We start from the raw sequence: 16797 nt of genomic DNA on the forward strand, positions 1-16797 counted from the left end.
CGGCGGTCGATGCTGGGGGCATGAACTTCTACCTCGACGCCGCCGACCGCTTCACCGCCACGGTCGACGCCACCACCGACTGGTCCGCTCCCAGCCCCTGCGAGGGCTGGTCCGCCGCCGAGGTCGTCGACCACGTCGTCGACACCGAGCGCGACTTCCTCTCCCGGTACGACCTCGACCTCGGCGACCGGCCCACCGGGACGCCCGCCGAGGTGTGGGCGCGCCACCTCGCCGTCGTACGCCCCCTCGCGGCGGACGACGACCTCCGTGCCCGCGAGTTCGACGGCTTCTTCGGCCGCACCACGATCGGCGCCACGCTCGACGACTTCTACGGGTTCGACCTCGTCGTGCACGGCTGGGACCTCGGCTCGGCGTCCGGGCGACCCACGACCTTCACCGACGCTGACATGGACGCGCTGGAGCAGGCCTTCGTGGGCTTCGGTGACCACGCCTACGACGACGGCGTCTTCCGGCAGGCGCTCGACGTCCCGGAGGACGCCGACCGTCAGACGAAGCTGCTCGCCCGGATGGGTCGTCGCGCCTGAGCCGACCTACTTCGGGGGCATCCGGATGCCGCCGTCGACGCGGATCACCTCGGCGTTCATGTAGCTGTTGGTGAGGCACTCGACGACCATGCTGGCCAGCTCGTCGGGGACGCCGAGGCGCCTGGGGAAGAGCACGCTCTCGCCGAGCTTGGCCTTGAACGCCTCGGCCTGCTCGCCCTCGCCGTAGATCGGGGTGTCGATCAGGCCGGGGGCGATCGTGTTGAGGCGGATGCCGGAGGCGGCGAGGTCGCGCGCCACCGGGAGGGTCATGCCGACCACGCCGCCCTTGGAGGCGGAGTACGACGCCTGCCCGATCTGGCCGTCGAACGCGGCCACCGACGCGAGGTTGCAGATCGCCCCACGGCAGCCGTCGACGTCCGGCTCGTTGCGGCTCATCGCGGTCGCGGCCAGGCGGGTCATGTCGAAGGTGCCGATGAGGTTGATCGCGATCACCTTGCGGAAGGCGTCGAGGTCGTGGGCGGAGTCGAACTCGCCGTCCCGCCCGATCGTGCGCTGCGCCCAGCCGATGCCGGCGGAGTTGACGACCGCACGCAGCGGCGCGATCTCGGCGGCGGCGTCGACGGCGGCCTTGATCTGGTCGGTGTCGGTGACGTCCACCCGGGCGAACACGCCGCCGATCTCGTGGGCGAGCGCCTCGCCCTTGTCGGCCTGCAGGTCGGCGACCACGACCACGGCTCCCTTGGCGGCGAGCTGGCGGGCGGCCGCGGCACCGATGCCCGACGCGCCGCCCGTGACGATGGCACTTGCTCCGTTGATGTCCATGGCCCCGGAGCATAGCGACCGTCACAGTGGGACTGTCATGGTGCCGGTTGTCGCCGAGACCCGTCAGATGGCTGTGCCCGGGGTCCGGCGAGAGCCGTCTGACGGGTCTCGACGGTCTCTGCGCAGTCAGAGCGAGGTGGTCCCCCGGGCGACGATCACGGCCGGGCCGGTCATCAGGATCCGGTCGTCCGCGGTCCACGTGATCGTGAGCGTGCCGCCGGGCAGGTCGACCCGGTAGGCGCCGGAACGCTCGTTGCCGTCGGCGACCGCCGCGGCCACCATCGCCGCGCAGGCACCGGTGCCGCACGACCGGGTCTCCCCCGAACCGCGCTCGTGCACCCGCATGGCGACGTGCCGCTCGCCACGGCGTACGACGAACTCCACGTTGACGCCGTGCGGGTACGTCGCGGCGTCGTGCTCGGGCGGGTCGAGCAGTCGGCCGGCGTCGTCGAGGGAGTCGACGAACGCGACCGCGTGCGGGTTGCCCATGTCGACGTGCCGGGCGGCCCAGCTGTGGCCGGGGACGCCGACCTTCGACTCGCCGAGCACCCGCGGCGAGCCCATGTCGGCGGTGATCTCGTCGCCGTCGACCGTCATCGCCTTCACGCCGTCGCGGGTCTCGACCGGGATCGGCCGGGCGGGGTCGGCAAGCCCCTCGTCCACGAGGTAGCGCGCGAAGACCCGGATGCCGTTGCCGCACATCTCCGAGACCGAGCCGTCGGAGTTGCGGTAGTCCATGAACCAGCCGCCCCCACGGCGTACGACGCGCAGCACGCCGTCGCCGCCGATGCCGGCGCGACGGTCGCACAGCGCGCGGACCCGCGCTGCCATCTGCTGGGGGGACCGGTCGCCGTGGACGGCGCCGTCGAGGTCGGGCAGCAGCACGAAGTCGTTCTCGGTGCCGTGGCCCTTGAGGAAGGGGTAGGGCTCAGGCATACATCCCCCGCGAGTAGTTGTCCGGGTCGTAGTACTCGTCGAGCTGCTCGACGGTCATCCCGGACGGCTCGACGTCGTGCGCGATGACCGCCCGCCGCGGCACGGTGGCCTCGGGGTCCCAGGTCTCCGGCCTCCACAGACCCGACCGCAGGAACGCCTTCGCGCAGTGGAAGAAGATGTCGTCGATCTCGACGACGACCGCCAGCAGCGGCCGGTGGCCCTTGACGACCATCTCGTCGAAGAACGGCGCGTCGCTGACGAGCCGGGCGCGGCCGTTGATCCGCAGGGTGTCGCCGCGGCCGGGGATGAGGAAGTTCAGCCCGACGTGGGGGTTGGCGAGGATGTTGCGGTAGCCGTCGGCGCGCTTGTTGCCGGGCCGCTCCGCGATCGCGATCGTCGTGTCGTCGATGACGTGGACCAGCTGCCCGGCCGGGTCGCCCTTCGGCGAGGCGTCGCACGAGCCGTCGGCACCCGCGGTGGCCAGCACGCAGAACGGCGTGGCCGCGAGCCAGGCGCGGTCGACGTCGAGCAGCGCGGGCCGCCCCTTGTCGCGGGCCCGCTGGTGGGGCTCGCCCAGCAGGGCGACGAGGTCGTCGACGGACCCGATCTCGGTCCAGGGGGCGGTGTCGGTCGGCACCGGTCCACCGTACTGCCGGCGCCACCGCGCCCGCGTCGCCCTATCGCGGTGTGACCACCCGCGCCGAGCCGCCACCTCGCCGAGACGGCTCGGCGGCGGAGGTGAGCAGGCCGCCGGGTCCGATCTCGATGCCGGTCGCGGCGCCGATCTCCTGGGTGCCGGTGAAGATGTCCTCGTACGCCTCGACGTCGTGGCCGAGCAGGCCCAGCTGCGCGCCGTACTGCTGCAGGAACGCCGGCTCGGCCAGGTCGGTCGCGGTGTTGCGCTGGGTCGCCCGCGGCGCCGCGATGGCGTCGGGCAGCGTCATGCCGAGGTCGAGCCGGTTGAGCAGGATCTGCAGCACCGTGGTGATGATCGTCGACCCGCCGGGTGAGCCGACCGCGAGCATCGGCTCGCCGCCGCTCAGCACGATCGTCGGCGACATCGAGGAGCGCGGTCGCTTGCGCGGCTCGATCCGGTTGGGGTCGTGGCGGTCGTACTCCGCGGAGAAGTCGGTGAGCTCGTTGTTGAGCAGGAAGCCCCGGTCGGGCACGACGATGCCGGAGCCGCCGGTCTGCTCGATCGTCAGCGTGTACTCGACGACGTTGCCCCACTTGTCGACGACGGTGAGGTTGGTGGTCTCGGTGTTCTCCGTGTCCGGAGCGGAGGAGGCGGTGCCCAGCGGGCCCGGGCAGGCGCCGTCGTACGACGTGACGTCGCCGGGCTCGACCGGCTTGGTCATCGTGGAGGCGGGGTTGACCAGGCACCCGCGCTCGGCGGCGTAGGTGTCGGAGAGCAGGTCGGACAGCGGCACGTCGACCTGCGCGGGGTCGCCGACGTAGGCGCCGCGATCGGCGAAGGCCAGCGCACTGGCCTCGAGGTAGAGGTGCAGGGCCTGGGCACGCGGCATCGTCGCGAGGTCCCAGCGCTCGAGGATGTTGAGCGCCTCGCCGACCGTGGAGCCGCCGGACGACGACGGCGCCATGCCGTAGACGTCGAGGCCGCGGTAGCCGACGTGGGTCGGCCTGCGGTTGATCACGTGGTAGCGCTTCAGGTCGCGGGCGACCATGTAGCCCTTGGGCACCGGGAGCTTGCGCTTGCGGACCGTCGGGGGCTGCAGCACGGCGCCCGCGACCTCGTCGGCGAGCGGGCCCTCGTAGAAGGTGCGCCAGCCGTCGCGCGCGATCATCCGGTAGGTCGCGGCGAGGTCGGGATTGCGGAACCTGCTGCCGACGCGCGGCGCGTGCCCGCCGCGCAGGAAGAGCTGCTTGGTGGGCACGAAGGTGCGGAACCGCAGGCGGTTCTGCCGGACCTGGCTGCGGAAGGTCTTGTCGACCACGAAGCCCTTCTTCGCCAGCCGGGTGGCCGGGCGCAGGGACTCCGCCAGCGACCGGGTGCCCCAGCGCTTCAGCGCGCGCTGCCAGGTCGCGAGCGTGCCCGGCACTCCGACGGAGACGCCGCTGGTCACCAGCTCCGGGGAGAAGTTCCACGGCTCGTCGGTCTTCGGGTTGATGAACGCGTCGTGGGGCATCGCGGCGGGTGCGGTCTCGCGCCCGTCGATGGTGCGCACCTTGCCGGACTTCGCCGAGTAGTGCACGAAGTATCCGCCGCCTCCGATGCCGGAGCTGAACGGCTCGGTCACGCCGAGGGCGGCGGCGGTGGCGATCGCGGCGTCCGTGGCGTTGCCGCCGTGTCGCAGCACGCGCAGCCCGATCCGGGTGGCGTAGGGGTCCACCGAGGAGACGGCGCCACCGGTGCCGACCGCCGTCGCCTGCTTCGCAGGCTGCGGAGCCCTGCCCTTGCCGGGTGTGCCGGCCGACGCCTCGCCGCTGAGCGCGACCGTGAGTGTCGCGGCGAGGGACAGGGCCGCGAGGGCGGCGATCGAGCGCATGCGAGGACCTCCCGGGAGTGGCTTCTCCTCCCCCTGCCCGGGTGGCTACCCGTCCAAACGCGCTCCCACGACCCGGTAGCGGGCACACAGGAACGCCTGGTTTCGAGCGACCTCGAGCAGCTCCAGGTCGAAGGGCCTGGTGAAGAGCGGCCGCCCGGCGCCGAGCAGCACGGGCGCGACGTACACGATGACCTCGTCGAGGAGGCCCGCGGCGGCGAACTGGGCGGCGAGGTCGCCGCCGCCCACCACCCAGAGGTCCTTGCCGCCTGCGGCCTCGGTCATCGCGGCGTGCACCTCCGTGACCGGAGCCGAGGTGAGGCGGACGCTGTCGGCGACCGGCGCCAGGTCGCGGTGGGTGAACACCCACGCCGGCAGCTCGTAGGGCCAGGCGCCGTCCTCGTGGGCAAGCACCCATTCGTAGGTCGTGGCGCCCATCGCGATCGCGCCGATGTCCTCGATGAACTCCCCGTAGTTGAGGGGGCCGTCGTCGTCGTTCGGCTGACTGAGCAGCCAGTCCAGGGAGTCGTGCTCGTCGGCGAGGAACCCGTCGAGCGTCGTGGCGGTGTAGTAGGTGGTCCTCACGCGGTGTCCGATCGTCGTCGCAGCCAGTTGATGGGGTCGCCCTCGTCGGCCTCGACTCCGTGCTCGCGCAGCATGGCGCGCACGCCGAGCCGGCGGTGGGCGGAGTAGGTGAGCACGTGGGCGACGATGCTGCCGAGCACGAAGCTCTCCGGCGGATCGCAGAGCGCGTCGACGATCCGGTCGTCCCACGCCTCCCGGCGTTCGATGTCGCGCACCATCTCGAGCCAGCGCGCCGCGACGTCGTCGTGGCGCCGCAGCAGCGACCCGACGTCGTCGGACCGCCCGCCGGGGAAGTCCTCGCCCACGATCGCCGCCACCCACACCTCTTTGGTGTCCACCTGGCTGGTGAGCACGGCGGCGACCGACGCTTCCTCGCCCTCCCAGCTGTGCACGCGGCTGCCGGCCCGCAGCTCGGCGCGGTAGGCGTCGTCGTCCAGCTGCTTGGCCAGCACGATCAGGTCGCGGGTGTCGTCGAGGTCGTGGTGGATCATCAGGTCCAGCGGCTGGGCCATGGTGCGCTCCCCGGTGTGCACCCACAGCGACGTGGGCGGGTGGAAGTGGATGCCGTTGGGCGCCGGCAGCCAGTGGCCGCCGCCGACCCGGTGGCTCGGCGCGTGTCCGTGGGCGCGCGCGAACGCCCGGGCGAAGCCCTCGACGGACTCGTAGCCGGCCGCGAACGCCGCGTCGGTCACCGTCGCGCCGTGCCGCAGCTGCCACGCGGCGCGCTCGAGCATCACCCGCCGGCGCATCGCCACCGGCGGCTCGCCGGCGCCCGCCGAGAGCTGTCGGGTGAAGTGGTACGGCGACGAGAACGCCCCGCGCGCCATCTCGTCTAGGCTTCGGTGCTCCTCGTCGAGCACCGCGTCGAGCAGCTCGCGAAGGCGGTCGCGCCCGGTCTCGGTCATGGGTCCAGTCTGGCCGCGGCCCCGTCCCCGGCGCCCGACCGTTCTTGCTCGGTGCGTGGGGCCGTCCGATGGGCCGAGGCGATCGCCGCCACCGCGCGGTCGACCAGCTCCGGATCGTCGTACCGGAGCCAGGTGATCCGCGGGTCCTTGCGGAACCACGAGTCCTGGCGCCGGGCGAAGCGTCGGGTGGCGAAGATCGTGCGCTCGCGGGCCTCGTCGAGGGTGAGGTCGCCGCGCAGGTGGGCGACCACCTCGCGGTAGCCGATCGCGGTCACGGCGGTGCGTCCCTCGGCGAGCCCCTCGGCGAGCAGCCGCTCGACCTCCGCGACGAGGCCCTGCTCGAACATCAGGTCGACCCGCTGCTCGATCCGGGTGTCCAGCGTCGGCCGGTCGATGTCGACGCCGATCTGCACCGACGCGGGGTCGGCGTACTCCAGCGTGGGCAGGGAGGCGCTGAACGGCCGCCCGGTGATCTCGACGACCTCGAGGGCCCGCACGATGCGGCGCCCGTTCTCGACCAGGATCCGGTCGGCGGCCTCGGGGTCGACCGACCGAAGCCGATGGTGCATCTCGGCGCTGCCGACCTCGGCGAGGTCGGCCTCCAGCCGGCGGCGTACGGCGTCGTCCGTGCCCGGGAAGTCGAACCGGTCCAGGACCGCCCGCGTGTAGAGCGCCGACCCCCCGACCAGGACCGGGACCCGCCCGGCCGCGTGGAGCGCGCCGATCGCGTCCCGCGCCCAGCCCTGGAACTCCGCGACCGTCAGCGGATCGCGCACCGCGAGCACGTCGAGCAGGTGGTGCCGGATCCCGCGACGCTCGTCCTCGGGCAGCTTCGCGGTGCCGATGTCCATGCCCCGGTAGACCTGCATCGCGTCGGTGTTGACGACCTCGCCACCGAGCCGCTCCGCGAGGTCGAGCGACAGGCTGGTCTTGCCGGAGGCGGTGGCGCCGACGACGGCCACGATCGGCAGGAATGACGTCGGCGGCATGTGGTTAGTGTGGCAAGCATGACCGCGCCGATTCCCGAGGACCAGGACCAGCCGCCAGTGGGCACCGGGCGTCCGCCCGGGGAGCACCCGTCGGACCTGCCGTCCGGAGACGACCGGGCGACGCCGTCCGCCGAGCGGGTGGAGCATCAGGTGGAGAATGCGGAGACGTCACTCGACGAACCCTCAGACGACACCGGAGGTGAGTGAGATGAGCGAGTTCGACACCACCGACGAGGTCGAGCCCGAGGAGCGCCCCGACGAGGAGGAGTACGTCGGGGAGGGCGACGGGCCGACCTCGCGGGAGACCGGCACCCGCTACGACGAGCAGGGCGAGGCGGAGACGACGCCCCAGGACCTCGTCGAGGACGACGACGAGGACGAGGAGTGACCGAGGCCGAGCCGTACAGCGAGGAGTACGCCGCGGCCCACGGCCGCTTCGTCGTCGTGCCCGCGGCGTACGTCTTCCTGCTGCGCGACGGAGCCGCGGGGCCGGAGGTGCTGCTCCAGCTGCGGCACAACACCGGCTACATGGACGACCACTGGGCGGCCGCCGCGGCCGGCCACGTCGAGCGCGGCGAGACGGCGTACGACGCCGCCCGGCGCGAGGCGCTGGAGGAGCTCGGGATCCGCGACGTCGACCTGACGTTCGTGACCGCGATGCAGCGCACCCGGCACGACCGGCCGATCGACGAGCGCATCGACTTCTTCTTCACGGCCCGGTCCTGGTCGGGCGAGCCGCGGATCGTCGAGACCGAGAAGGCCGCCGACCTGCGCTGGTGCCGGCTCGACGACCTGCCCGACCCCGTCGTGCCGCACGAGCGGACGGTGTTGGAGGCGCTGCGAACGGGTACGGCGCAGGCGTACTCGACCTTCGGCTTCTGAGCCGACCCCCAGGAGGCTGCCCGTGAACCAGTCCGACCTCGGCCCGATGCCCGAGCCCGAGATCGAGCCGGGCGAGCCGAACCCCGGCGGCGTGGACGCCAAGCCCGACGACGCCAACGGCACGATCCCGGATCCGCCGGTGTCGAACAACCCCTCGATCGCCGAGAAGGTCCCCGAGCCGCTGAAGCAGGAGGTCGAGGCGAGCGAAGACACCTCGACGAAGGCCACCCGCAACGACCACGGGGAGAACGACGAGCCCGAGAAGGAGTCGCCGGCATGAACGACCGACCTTCGGACGACGACGAGGAGCTCCAGTCCTCGACCCCCGGGTCCTCCGGTCCCCAGCGCGCCGCCGGCGGCATGGGAGTCAGCAGCGAACGGGTCGGCCACGCCGGCCCCGGCCAGGAGGCCACCGACGGCCTGCGCGACGTCTCGGAGCACGAGCGCACCGCCGACGAGGAGACCCTGCCCGAGCAGTCCGTCGGCAATCCCGAGGACAACCCCACCGGCATCCCGCCGAAGGCGGGCTACCCGAAGCTCGACCCCCGCGACGACGACGAGGTGTAGGGCCGGCTCGCACCCTCATCCCGGGTCCAGGCTCAGCCACCGTCAGGTCAGCGACAGGCGGGGTCCTCCGGCAGTGGGGCCGGTACGCCGACCGCCGGCATGCCGAGCGCGACCCCCGGTGCCGTCGACGGGGCGGCGTTGCGCGCCTCCCACGCGTCGCCCGACCGGGTGCGGCGCACGCCGATGATCTCGCCGTCGGCGACCAGGTGGTGCGGTGCGGCGTACGTGATCTCGACGGTGACCAGGTCGCCGGGTCGCGGTTTCGACACGGGGCTCCGTCCCTCCTCGACCACCGGGTTCCACGCGAAGTGGACGAGGCGGTTGTCGGGGCCGCGACCGGAGAGCCGGTGGGTGGCGGCGTCCTTGCGGCCCTCGCCCTCGGCGACCATCAGCTCGACGCGCGTGCCGACGAGCGCCTTGTTCTCCTCCCAGGCGATCTCGTCGACCAGCGTGACCAGCCGCTCGTAGCGGCCCTTGACGACCTCCGGCGGCACCTGGTCGTCGAGCGCGGCGGCGGGCGTGCCGGGGCGCTTGGAGTACTGGAACGTGAACGCCCCGGAGAAGCGCGCCTCGCGCACGACGTGCAGCGTCTCGGCGAAGTCCTCCTCGGTCTCGCCCGGGAACCCGACGATGATGTCGGTGGTGATCGCCGCGTCCGGCATCGCCGCGCGGACCCGCTCGATGATGCCGAGGAACTTCTTCTGGCGGTACGAGCGCCGCATGTCCTTCAGCACCTTGTCGGAGCCCGACTGCAGCGGCATGTGCAGCTGCGGCATCACGTTCGGCGTCTCCGCCATCGCCTCGATGACGTCGTCGGTGAACTCCGCCGGGTGGGGGCTGGTGAAGCGCACCCGCTCCAGCCCGGGGATCGAGCCGCAGGAGCGCAGCAGCTTCGAGAAGGCCCGGCGGTCGCCGAACTCCACGCCGTACGAGTTGACGTTCTGCCCCAGCAGCGTGATCTCCGAGACGCCCTCGGCCACGAGCGCCTCGATCTCGGCGAGGACCTCGCCCGGCCGGCGGTCCTTCTCCTTGCCACGCAGGCTGGGGACGATGCAGAACGTGCAGGTGTTGTTGCAGCCGACCGACACCGACACCCAGGCGGCGTACGCCGACTCGCGGCGGGTCGGCAGGGTCGACGGGAAGACCTCGAGCGACTCGAGGATCTCGACCTGCGCCTCCTCCTGCACCCGGGCCCGCTCGAGCAGCACCGGCAGCGAGCCGATGTTGTGGGTGCCGAAGACCACGTCGACCCACGGCGCCTTCTGCGTGATCGTCGAGCGGTCCTTCTGCGCCAGGCAGCCGCCGACGGCGATCTGCATGCCGGGCCGCGCCGCCTTGACCGGCGCCAGGTGGCCGAGGTTGCCGTAGAGCTTGTTGTCGGCGTTCTCCCGCACCGCGCAGGTGTTGAAGACGACCACGTCGGCCTGTTGCCCGTCGGGGACGCTCTCCCGATCAAAGGGGAGGTAGCCCGCGTCCTCGAGCAGGCCGGAGAGGCGCTCGGAGTCGTGGACGTTCATCTGGCACCCGTAGGTGCGGACCTCATACGTGCGAGCCATGACGCGAAAAGGGTACGGCTCGCCGGCCCCGCACCCGAAACGCGCGCCCCTCCCCGTGCGTCGGTAGCCCGAACCGGCCAAGGGTGACTAAGGTCCCCGTCATGACAGCGGCCCCTTCGTCGACCGAGAGCGTGGTGACGCTCGAGGGCGTCGACAAGTACTTCGGCGACCTGCACGTCCTGCAGGGCATCGACCTCAGGGTCCGCCGCGGCGAGGTCGTCGTCGTGATCGGTCCGTCGGGCTCCGGCAAGTCGACGCTGTGCCGCGCGATCAACCGGCTCGAGACGATCGACGGCGGCTCGATCACGCTCGAGGGCCAGCCGCTCCCGCAGGAGGGCAAGGAGCTGGCGCGGCTGCGCTCCGACGTCGGGATGGTCTTCCAGAGCTTCAACCTCTTCGCCCACAAGACCGTGCTGGAGAACGTCACGCTCGGACCGATCAAGGTGCGCCGCACCAAGCGCGCCGACGCCGAGAAGCGGGCGCGCGAGCTGCTCGACCGGGTCGGCGTCGCACACCAGGCGGAGAAGTACCCCGCCCAGCTCTCCGGCGGCCAGCAGCAGCGCGTCGCGATCGCCCGCGCGCTCGCCATGGAGCCCAAGCTGATGCTCTTCGACGAGCCGACCTCGGCGCTCGACCCGGAGATGATCAAGGAGGTCCTCGACGTGATGGTCGACCTCGCCCGGGGCGGCATGACGATGATCGTCGTGACCCACGAGATGGGGTTCGCGCGCACGGCCGCCGACCGGGTCGTCTTCATGTCCGACGGCGCGATCGTCGAGGAGAGCACGCCCGACGACTTCTTCACCAACCCCCGCTCCGACCGTGCCCGGGACTTCCTCGGCAAGATCCTCAAGCACTGACCGCGACCCAGATCCGTCACAGGCTCCCGCAACTCGGAAAGAGGAGAAGAAATGCGACACATCCAGAAGGTCCGGGCGGCCGCCGTCGCCCTCGCCCTCGCTGCCGCTCTCGCTGCCTGCGGCGACGCCGGCGACGACAGCGACGAGGGCGCCGACGTCGAGGTGCAGGAGAACGCCGCCGACGAGTTCGACGACGGCACCAGGATGAAGGAGCTCGCCGACAGCGGCTCCGTCATCATCGGCGTGAAGTACGACCAGCCCGGCATCGGGTTCAAGGGCGCGACCGACGACATGCCGGTCGGGTTCGACCCCGAGATCGGCAAGATCCTCGCCGCCGACCTGGGCATCGCGCCCGAGGACATCACCTGGAAGGAGACGATCTCCGACAACCGGGAGCCGTTCCTCCAGAACGGCGAGGTCGACCTGGTCATCGCGTCGTACTCCATCACCGACGAGCGGCGCGCGGTGGTCGGACAGGCCGGCCCCTACTACGTCACCGGGCAGCAGCTGCTGGTGAAGTCCGACAGCGACATCGACAGCCTCGACGACGTCAAGGGCACCGAGGTCTGCTCGGTCACCGGATCGACGTCGCTGGAGAACATCGAGGCCGAGGGCGCCAAGCCGCGCGGCTTCGACACCTACTCCGAGTGCGTCGACCAGGTGCTCAACGGCCGGGTGGACGCGATGACCACCGACGGCGCGATCCTGCTCGGCTACGCGGCCCAGAACCCCGACCAGCTCAAGGTCGTCGTCGACCCCTTCTCCGAGGAGCGGTACGGCGTGGGCTACTCCCAGGACCACCCCGAGATGTGCGAGTGGATCACCGACACGATCGAGGACGCCCAGGAGGACGGCGCGTGGGCGGAGGCGTTCGAGGCAACGCTCGGCAAGTCCGGCGTGGACACGCCCGAGCCGCCCGCGATGGACGAGTGCCCGGCCGCGTGACCGCGGACCGTTCGACGAGCTGACCGTAGGCTGACGGAGAGGACCGAGGGTTGGACGACCTCCTCGACCAGTACGACCTGGTGCTCCAGGCGTTCTGGCTGACCATCCAGCTGTCGGTCCTCTCCGGCCTGTGCTCGCTCGTGCTCGGCACCCTGCTGGCCGCGATGCGGGTGGGGCCGGTGTCGGTGCTTCGCGGCGTCGGGACGACGTACGTGACGCTCGTGCGCAACACCCCGCTGCTGATCATCTTCGTCTTCATCTTCGTGGCCGCGCCCAACCTGGGCTGGTTCACCGACACGGCGTTCCTGACGCTGGGCGTGGTCACGGTCAGCCTCTACACGTCGGCCTTCGTCTGCGAGGCAGTCCGGTCGGGCGTCAACGCCGTGCCCCTCGGACAGGCCGAGGCGGCCCGAGCCATCGGACTGACCTTCGCCCAGACGATGGGCAGCGTCGTACTTCCCCAGGCGTTCCGGGCGGTGGTGCCGCCGCTGGCCAGCGTGCTGATCGCGATGACCAAGAACACCTCGATCGCCGCGGTCTTCGGCCTCATGGAGCTGACCGGCAGGATGCGGTACTTCAGCAACAACAGCGCCGACGACACCGTCATCTTCTTGGTCTTCGCTGCGCTGTACATCGTGCTCGTCGAGCTGATCTCGGCCGGCGCGATCGTTCTGGAACGACGCTGGAGGGCAGCACGATGAACACGAGCACGGTCCTCTTCGACACCCCGGGGCCACGCACCCGCGCCCGGCATCGGCTCTACGCACTGGTTTCGGGGGTCGTGCTGATCGGGCTGCTGGCGTGGCTCGTCTGGTACCTCTACGACCAGGGCGAGCTGGAGTACGACCTCTGGGAGCCCTTCCTCACGCCCGCCTACCTCGAGGTCCTGTGGCAGGGGCTGCTCGACACGCTCGCGATGGCGGTGCTCGCGATCCTCCTCGCGGTCGTCATGGGCTTCGTGCTCGGCGTCGGCAAGCTCTCCGACCACCGACTCGTCCGATGGCCCTCGTGGCTGATCGTGGAGTTCTTCCGCGCGGTGCCGCTGCTGTTGCTCATCATCTTCCTCTTCCTCGGGCCGGCCGGACTCACGTCGTACTGGTCGGTCGTGGTCGGTCTGACGCTCTACAACGGGGCGGTGCTGGCCGAGATCACCCGCGCCGGCGTGCTCGCGGTGCCCAAGGGACAGGTCGAGGCGGCGTACGCCCTCGGGATGCGGAAGACGCAGGTCATGGTCTCGATCCAGCTGCCGCAGGCCGTGAAGATCATGATCCCGGCGATCATCAGCCAGTGCATCGTGGCGCTGAAGGACACCAGCCTCGGCTACTACGTGCTCGCACCCGGCCTGACCACCGTCGGCCGCCAGATCTGGACCGAGTTCGGCAACCAGCTCCAGACCGCACTCGTGCTGGCCGCGACCTACATCGTGTGCAACCTGATCCTCACGGCCCTGGCCACCTGGGCGCAGCGGAGACTCGTCGGCGAGCGCAAGCCGATCGTGCACACGATCGACCCCGGGATGGGTCAGGCGGGCCCGGGACTGTCGTAGCCCGGTCGGGCGATGGTCCATGCTGTGCGCACCATGACTGACGCACATCTCGACCGTCCCCTCGACCGGCGCAGCCTCTTCCTGGCCGGCGCCGGCGTCGCGACCACCGCCGCCCTGCTCACCTTCGAGCCCGCCGCCGCGGGCGAACGGAAGCGGACCAAGACCTTCAAGGGCGAGTTCACCGATCCCGACGGGCCGGACTGGGTCTACCTGCCGTTCCGGGTGCCGAGGGGGGTGCGCGCGATCTCGGTGAAGTACCGCTACGAGCCGACGCCCCTCGGCCCGACGACCCTCAACGTCGTCGACATCGGCATCTTCGACCCCTCGGGTCGCGGACTCGGAGACGCGCAGGGGTTCCGCGGCTGGTCGGGCGGCTCACGCGACTCCTTCCGGATCAGCCGGTCCTCGGCGACCCCCGGCTACCTGCCGGGCCCGATCACTCCGGGCCGGTGGCGTGTCGTGCTCGGGCCCTACCAGATCAGCGGCGACGGCACGCCGTACCGCGTCGACGTCACGCTGCACTTCGGGCGGCGCGGCGAGCGGTTCCGGCCCACGCCCGCGCCGAGGTCGGTGCCGGGCGCCGGCGCCGGGTGGTACCGCGGCGACCTGCACGTGCACACCGTCCACTCCGACGGGTCGCAGACGCCGCGGCAGGTGATCAGGTACGCCCGCAAGGCCGGCCTCGACTTCATCGGCACCTCCGAGCACAACACGACCTCGGCCCACCAGGTCTGGGGCAGGGTCGCTCCCGACGACTTCCTCGTGATCACGGGCGAGGAGGTCACGACGCGCGCCGGCCACTGGCTCGCCGCGGGCCTGCCGCGCGGGACGTGGATCGACTGGCGCTACCGGCCCGAGGACGAGCGGCTCGCGCGCTTCACCGACCAGGTGCGCAAGGCGCGCGGGCTCGCGATCGCCGCCCACCCCTACCAGATCGGCTCCGGCAACGGCTGGCAGTTCGGCGACGACTTCGCCGAGATGGACGCCATCGAGGTCTGGAACGGTCCGTGGAGCGGGCTCAACGCGATGGCCAACACCAAGGCGGTCGCGCGGTGGCACGAGCTGCTCACCGCGGGCGTGTTCAAGCCGGCCGTCGGCAACTCCGACACCCACAAGCGCGAGCAGCGGATCGGCGTCGCGCAGACCGTGGTCCGGGCGAAGCGGCTGTCGGCGACTGCGATCATCGCGGGCTACCGGGCCGGACACTCCTGGATCACCGGCTCCTCTGCGGTCGACCTGGCGTTCACCGCCACCCTGGGTGCGACAACGGCCGAGTGCGGCGACCGTCTCGCGAGCACGGCCGCCGACCAGGTCGCCGTACGGCTCCACGTCACCGGGGTGCCCGCCGGCTCGGTCGCCACACTGATCGGCCCGGGCGCCGCGACGTACGGCGCTCCCGTGGTCGCCGGCGCGGACGGCGTCCTGCTGGTCGACCAGGCGGTGCCGGGCGGCACGGCGTTCGTGCGGGCGGAGGTCCGTCACGGCGACGCGATGGTCGCGCTGACGAACCCGATCTTCCTCGGCTGAGAGCCGGCCGGGAAAGTCCGTCACGAACTGGCTGTCGACCGCGCCGCGCGCGACCTCGTCGCGGCCTACCACACCGCGCTCGCGTCGTACGACGTGCCGGACTACTCGCTCGAGGACTGCTGGGACGACTCCGTGTTCGCGATGGCGCAGGGGCCGCTGGTGGCGATCTTCGGGTGCGCCTACGGCGCCCGCACCGAGCGGGGCGACCGGATGTTCGCGGTGATGGTGGCCCGCTCCTGCCAGGCGATCCGCGACCTCGGCACGCTGGAGCTCGTGGCCGCTGGATAGCGTGGCGGCGTGAGCACGAGTCGCGTCAACTGGTCCATGCTGCTGGTCGCGATCGCCCTGCTCGTGCCGGTGGCCGTCGGGGTCGTCCTGGTGCTCGGCGGCAGCGCGCCGCTGGGCTGGGCGCTCGTCGGCTTCTTCGGCGCCGGCGCGGTCGTGCTCGCCAAGCAGGCGATCACCGGCAGCTGAGCAGCTCCACGCGGTTGCCGTGGGTGTCGCGGGTGTGGAAGCGCTCGTGCCCGGGGAACGTGTGCCGCTCGCGCCAGTCGGCCTCGAAGCCGAGCGCCTCGAGGCGCGCCGCGAGCTCCTCCAGCGCTGCGGCGTCGTCGAGCAGCAGGGCCGGATGTGCCTTGCGGGCGGGCGCGAACGGGTCCTCGACGCCGACGTGGATCTCCACGCCGTCGTGGCGGAACCACGCCCCACCACGCCCGGCGAGGTCGGCCGGCTTGGCGATCTCGGTCAGGCCGAGGCCGTCGGCGTAGAAGCGGCGGGCGGCCTCCTCGCCGCCGGGCGGGCACGCGACCTGGACGTGGTGGAGCCTCACGACGCCACCCGGGCGACCACGAAGATCCGGCGGAAGGGCAGCACCACGCCGTACTCGTGCTCGGGGTACGCCGCGGCCAGTCGCCGCTTGAACTCCGCCTCGAAGGCAGGGCGCAGGTCGCCGGGCAGCGCCTGGAGCGTGGGCCGGGCGCCGGTGCCGGAGACCCAGGTGAAGACCGGGTCGGGTCCGGTCAGCAGGTGCAGGTAGGTCGTCTCCCACGCGTCGACGGTGCAGTCCAGGCCGGCCAGCGCGTCGAGGTAGACCGCCGGGTCGTGGCTGCTCGGCACGGCGACGCCGGCCGTGTGCTCGGCGTACGCCGCCTCGGCCGCGAGCTCGTCGCGGATCGTGTGGCTGGGCTCGTCGAAGTTGCCGGGGACCTGGAACGCCAGCCAGCCGCCCGGGGCCACCGCGTCGACGAGGCGCGGGAGCAGGTCGAGGTGACTGGGCACCCACTGGAGGGTCGCGTTGGAGACCAGGACGTCGACCGGGGCCGGCGGGGTCCAGTCGCGCAGGTCGGCGACGTGGAAGCGGAGGCCGCCGCGGAGCTCGCGCGCCTTCGCGATCATCTCCGGGCTGGAGTCGAGTCCCACGACGTCGGCGCCCGGCCAGCGGTCGGCGAGCAGCGTGGTCAGGTTGCCCGGACCGCAGCCGAGGTCGACGACGGTGGCCGGGCGGTCGGCGCCGACCCGCGTGAGCAGGTCGACGAACGGCCGGCCACGCTCGCCGGCGTAGGTCAGGTAGCGGTCGGGATCCCAGGTGTGGGCCATGCGTCGTCCTCCTCGAAATTATCTCGACATCGAGACACTTTGCGCGCCATTTGTCTCGATGTCAAGATTCT

At 71.8% G+C, this 16797-nt stretch carries 23 protein-coding genes; 13 read left to right on the forward strand and 10 right to left on the reverse strand.

Going from position 1 to position 16797, the window contains the following annotated elements; translation table 11 throughout:
* The first annotated feature begins 20 nt into the window (after positions 1-20).
* Entirely contained in the window at positions 21-545 is a 525-nt protein-coding gene (locus tag PZ894_RS19195; RefSeq protein WP_275747283.1) for a maleylpyruvate isomerase family mycothiol-dependent enzyme, read from the forward strand.
* A 6-nt stretch (positions 546-551) separates the two neighbouring features.
* Here the strand turns inward: PZ894_RS19195 and PZ894_RS19200 are convergent, their stop codons facing one another.
* The 7 genes from PZ894_RS19200 to miaA all read right to left on the reverse strand — a co-directional run bounded on the left by PZ894_RS19200 (position 552) and on the right by miaA (position 7247).
* Positions 552-1328, reverse strand: a complete 777-nt coding sequence (locus tag PZ894_RS19200) for an SDR family NAD(P)-dependent oxidoreductase (RefSeq protein WP_275747286.1) — start codon at positions 1326-1328, stop codon at positions 552-554.
* A gap of 126 nt (positions 1329-1454) precedes the next feature.
* Positions 1455-2264, reverse strand: a complete 810-nt coding sequence (gene dapF, locus PZ894_RS19205) for a diaminopimelate epimerase (protein ID WP_275747288.1) — start codon at positions 2262-2264, stop codon at positions 1455-1457.
* Positions 2257-2901 carry a pyridoxamine 5'-phosphate oxidase family protein gene (locus PZ894_RS19210; protein WP_275747289.1) on the reverse strand — a complete coding sequence of 215 codons (645 nt, stop codon included), beginning with the start codon at positions 2899-2901 and terminating at the stop codon, positions 2257-2259. Before PZ894_RS19210 ends, dapF begins: the two co-directional genes overlap by 8 nt.
* A 40-nt stretch (positions 2902-2941) precedes the next feature.
* Positions 2942-4771, reverse strand: a complete 1830-nt coding sequence (ggt, locus tag PZ894_RS19215) for a gamma-glutamyltransferase (RefSeq protein WP_275747290.1) — start codon at positions 4769-4771, stop codon at positions 2942-2944.
* 45 nt (positions 4772-4816) lie between these two features.
* Positions 4817-5353 carry a dihydrofolate reductase family protein gene (locus PZ894_RS19220; protein ID WP_275747292.1) on the reverse strand — a complete coding sequence of 179 codons (537 nt, stop codon included), beginning with the start codon at positions 5351-5353 and terminating at the stop codon, positions 4817-4819.
* Positions 5350-6258 carry a helix-turn-helix domain-containing protein gene (locus tag PZ894_RS19225; protein ID WP_275747294.1) on the reverse strand — a complete coding sequence of 303 codons (909 nt, stop codon included), beginning with the start codon at positions 6256-6258 and terminating at the stop codon, positions 5350-5352. The genes PZ894_RS19220 and PZ894_RS19225 overlap by 4 nt, the downstream gene beginning before the upstream one ends.
* Positions 6255-7247 carry a tRNA (adenosine(37)-N6)-dimethylallyltransferase MiaA gene (miaA, locus tag PZ894_RS19230; RefSeq protein WP_275747296.1) on the reverse strand — a complete coding sequence of 331 codons (993 nt, stop codon included), beginning with the start codon at positions 7245-7247 and terminating at the stop codon, positions 6255-6257. Before miaA ends, PZ894_RS19225 begins: the two co-directional genes overlap by 4 nt.
* A gap of 18 nt (positions 7248-7265) precedes the next feature.
* On the opposite strand from miaA, the gene PZ894_RS19235 reads away from it, so the two are divergent.
* The 5 genes from PZ894_RS19235 to PZ894_RS19255 are packed head-to-tail and all read left to right on the forward strand — an operon-like array spanning position 7266 to position 8696.
* Positions 7266-7454 (forward strand): hypothetical protein, encoded by a 189-nt coding sequence (locus tag PZ894_RS19235; protein WP_275747298.1) that lies wholly within the window; start codon positions 7266-7268, stop codon positions 7452-7454.
* Between the two features lies 1 nt (position 7455).
* Positions 7456-7635, forward strand: a complete 180-nt coding sequence (locus PZ894_RS19240; RefSeq protein WP_275747300.1) for a hypothetical protein — start codon at positions 7456-7458, stop codon at positions 7633-7635.
* A complete protein-coding gene (locus PZ894_RS19245) occupies positions 7632-8129 on the forward strand; it encodes an NUDIX domain-containing protein (RefSeq protein ID WP_275747301.1) in 498 nt (165 codons plus the stop codon). The genes PZ894_RS19240 and PZ894_RS19245 overlap by 4 nt, the downstream gene beginning before the upstream one ends.
* A 22-nt stretch (positions 8130-8151) precedes the next feature.
* Positions 8152-8409 carry a hypothetical protein gene (locus PZ894_RS19250; protein WP_275747302.1) on the forward strand — a complete coding sequence of 86 codons (258 nt, stop codon included), beginning with the start codon at positions 8152-8154 and terminating at the stop codon, positions 8407-8409.
* Positions 8406-8696 carry a hypothetical protein gene (locus PZ894_RS19255; protein ID WP_275747304.1) on the forward strand — a complete coding sequence of 97 codons (291 nt, stop codon included), beginning with the start codon at positions 8406-8408 and terminating at the stop codon, positions 8694-8696. Before PZ894_RS19250 ends, PZ894_RS19255 begins: the two co-directional genes overlap by 4 nt.
* A gap of 47 nt (positions 8697-8743) precedes the next feature.
* Here the strand turns inward: PZ894_RS19255 and miaB are convergent, their stop codons facing one another.
* Entirely contained in the window at positions 8744-10252 is a 1509-nt protein-coding gene (gene miaB, locus PZ894_RS19260) for a tRNA (N6-isopentenyl adenosine(37)-C2)-methylthiotransferase MiaB (protein ID WP_275747306.1), read from the reverse strand.
* A gap of 131 nt (positions 10253-10383) precedes the next feature.
* Between miaB and PZ894_RS19265 the strand changes: the two genes are divergently transcribed.
* The 7 genes from PZ894_RS19265 to PZ894_RS19295 all read left to right on the forward strand — a co-directional run bounded on the left by PZ894_RS19265 (position 10384) and on the right by PZ894_RS19295 (position 15604).
* On the forward strand, positions 10384-11112 hold the full coding sequence (locus tag PZ894_RS19265) for an amino acid ABC transporter ATP-binding protein (protein ID WP_275748039.1): 729 nt from the start codon (positions 10384-10386) through the stop codon (positions 11110-11112).
* 51 nt (positions 11113-11163) lie between these two features.
* On the forward strand, positions 11164-12057 hold the full coding sequence (locus PZ894_RS19270; protein WP_275747308.1) for a glutamate ABC transporter substrate-binding protein: 894 nt from the start codon (positions 11164-11166) through the stop codon (positions 12055-12057).
* A 50-nt stretch (positions 12058-12107) separates the two neighbouring features.
* Positions 12108-12758, forward strand: a complete 651-nt coding sequence (locus PZ894_RS19275; protein WP_275747309.1) for an amino acid ABC transporter permease — start codon at positions 12108-12110, stop codon at positions 12756-12758.
* Complete coding sequence (locus PZ894_RS19280) at positions 12755-13603, forward strand: amino acid ABC transporter permease (protein WP_275747311.1); 849 nt, start codon at positions 12755-12757, stop codon at positions 13601-13603. The genes PZ894_RS19275 and PZ894_RS19280 overlap by 4 nt, the downstream gene beginning before the upstream one ends.
* Before the next feature lie 33 nt (positions 13604-13636).
* Positions 13637-15130 (forward strand): CehA/McbA family metallohydrolase, encoded by a 1494-nt coding sequence (locus tag PZ894_RS19285; protein ID WP_275747314.1) that lies wholly within the window; start codon positions 13637-13639, stop codon positions 15128-15130.
* 93 nt (positions 15131-15223) lie between these two features.
* Positions 15224-15418: a hypothetical protein gene (locus tag PZ894_RS19290; protein WP_275747316.1), complete on the forward strand. Its 195-nt coding sequence runs from the start codon at positions 15224-15226 to the stop codon at positions 15416-15418.
* Positions 15419-15427: 9 nt separating this feature from the next.
* Complete coding sequence (locus tag PZ894_RS19295; RefSeq protein ID WP_275747318.1) at positions 15428-15604, forward strand: hypothetical protein; 177 nt, start codon at positions 15428-15430, stop codon at positions 15602-15604.
* On the opposite strand, the gene PZ894_RS19300 is transcribed toward PZ894_RS19295, so the two are convergent.
* On the reverse strand, positions 15591-15959 hold the full coding sequence (locus PZ894_RS19300) for a VOC family protein (RefSeq protein ID WP_275747320.1): 369 nt from the start codon (positions 15957-15959) through the stop codon (positions 15591-15593). The genes PZ894_RS19295 and PZ894_RS19300 overlap by 14 nt on opposite strands.
* Entirely contained in the window at positions 15956-16726 is a 771-nt protein-coding gene (locus PZ894_RS19305; protein WP_275747321.1) for a trans-aconitate 2-methyltransferase, read from the reverse strand. Before PZ894_RS19305 ends, PZ894_RS19300 begins: the two co-directional genes overlap by 4 nt.
* Between the last annotated feature and the right edge of the window lie 71 nt (positions 16727-16797).

The organism is Nocardioides sp. YIM 152315 (assembly GCF_029210375.1).
GTDB lineage: Bacteria > Actinomycetota > Actinomycetes > Propionibacteriales > Nocardioidaceae > Nocardioides.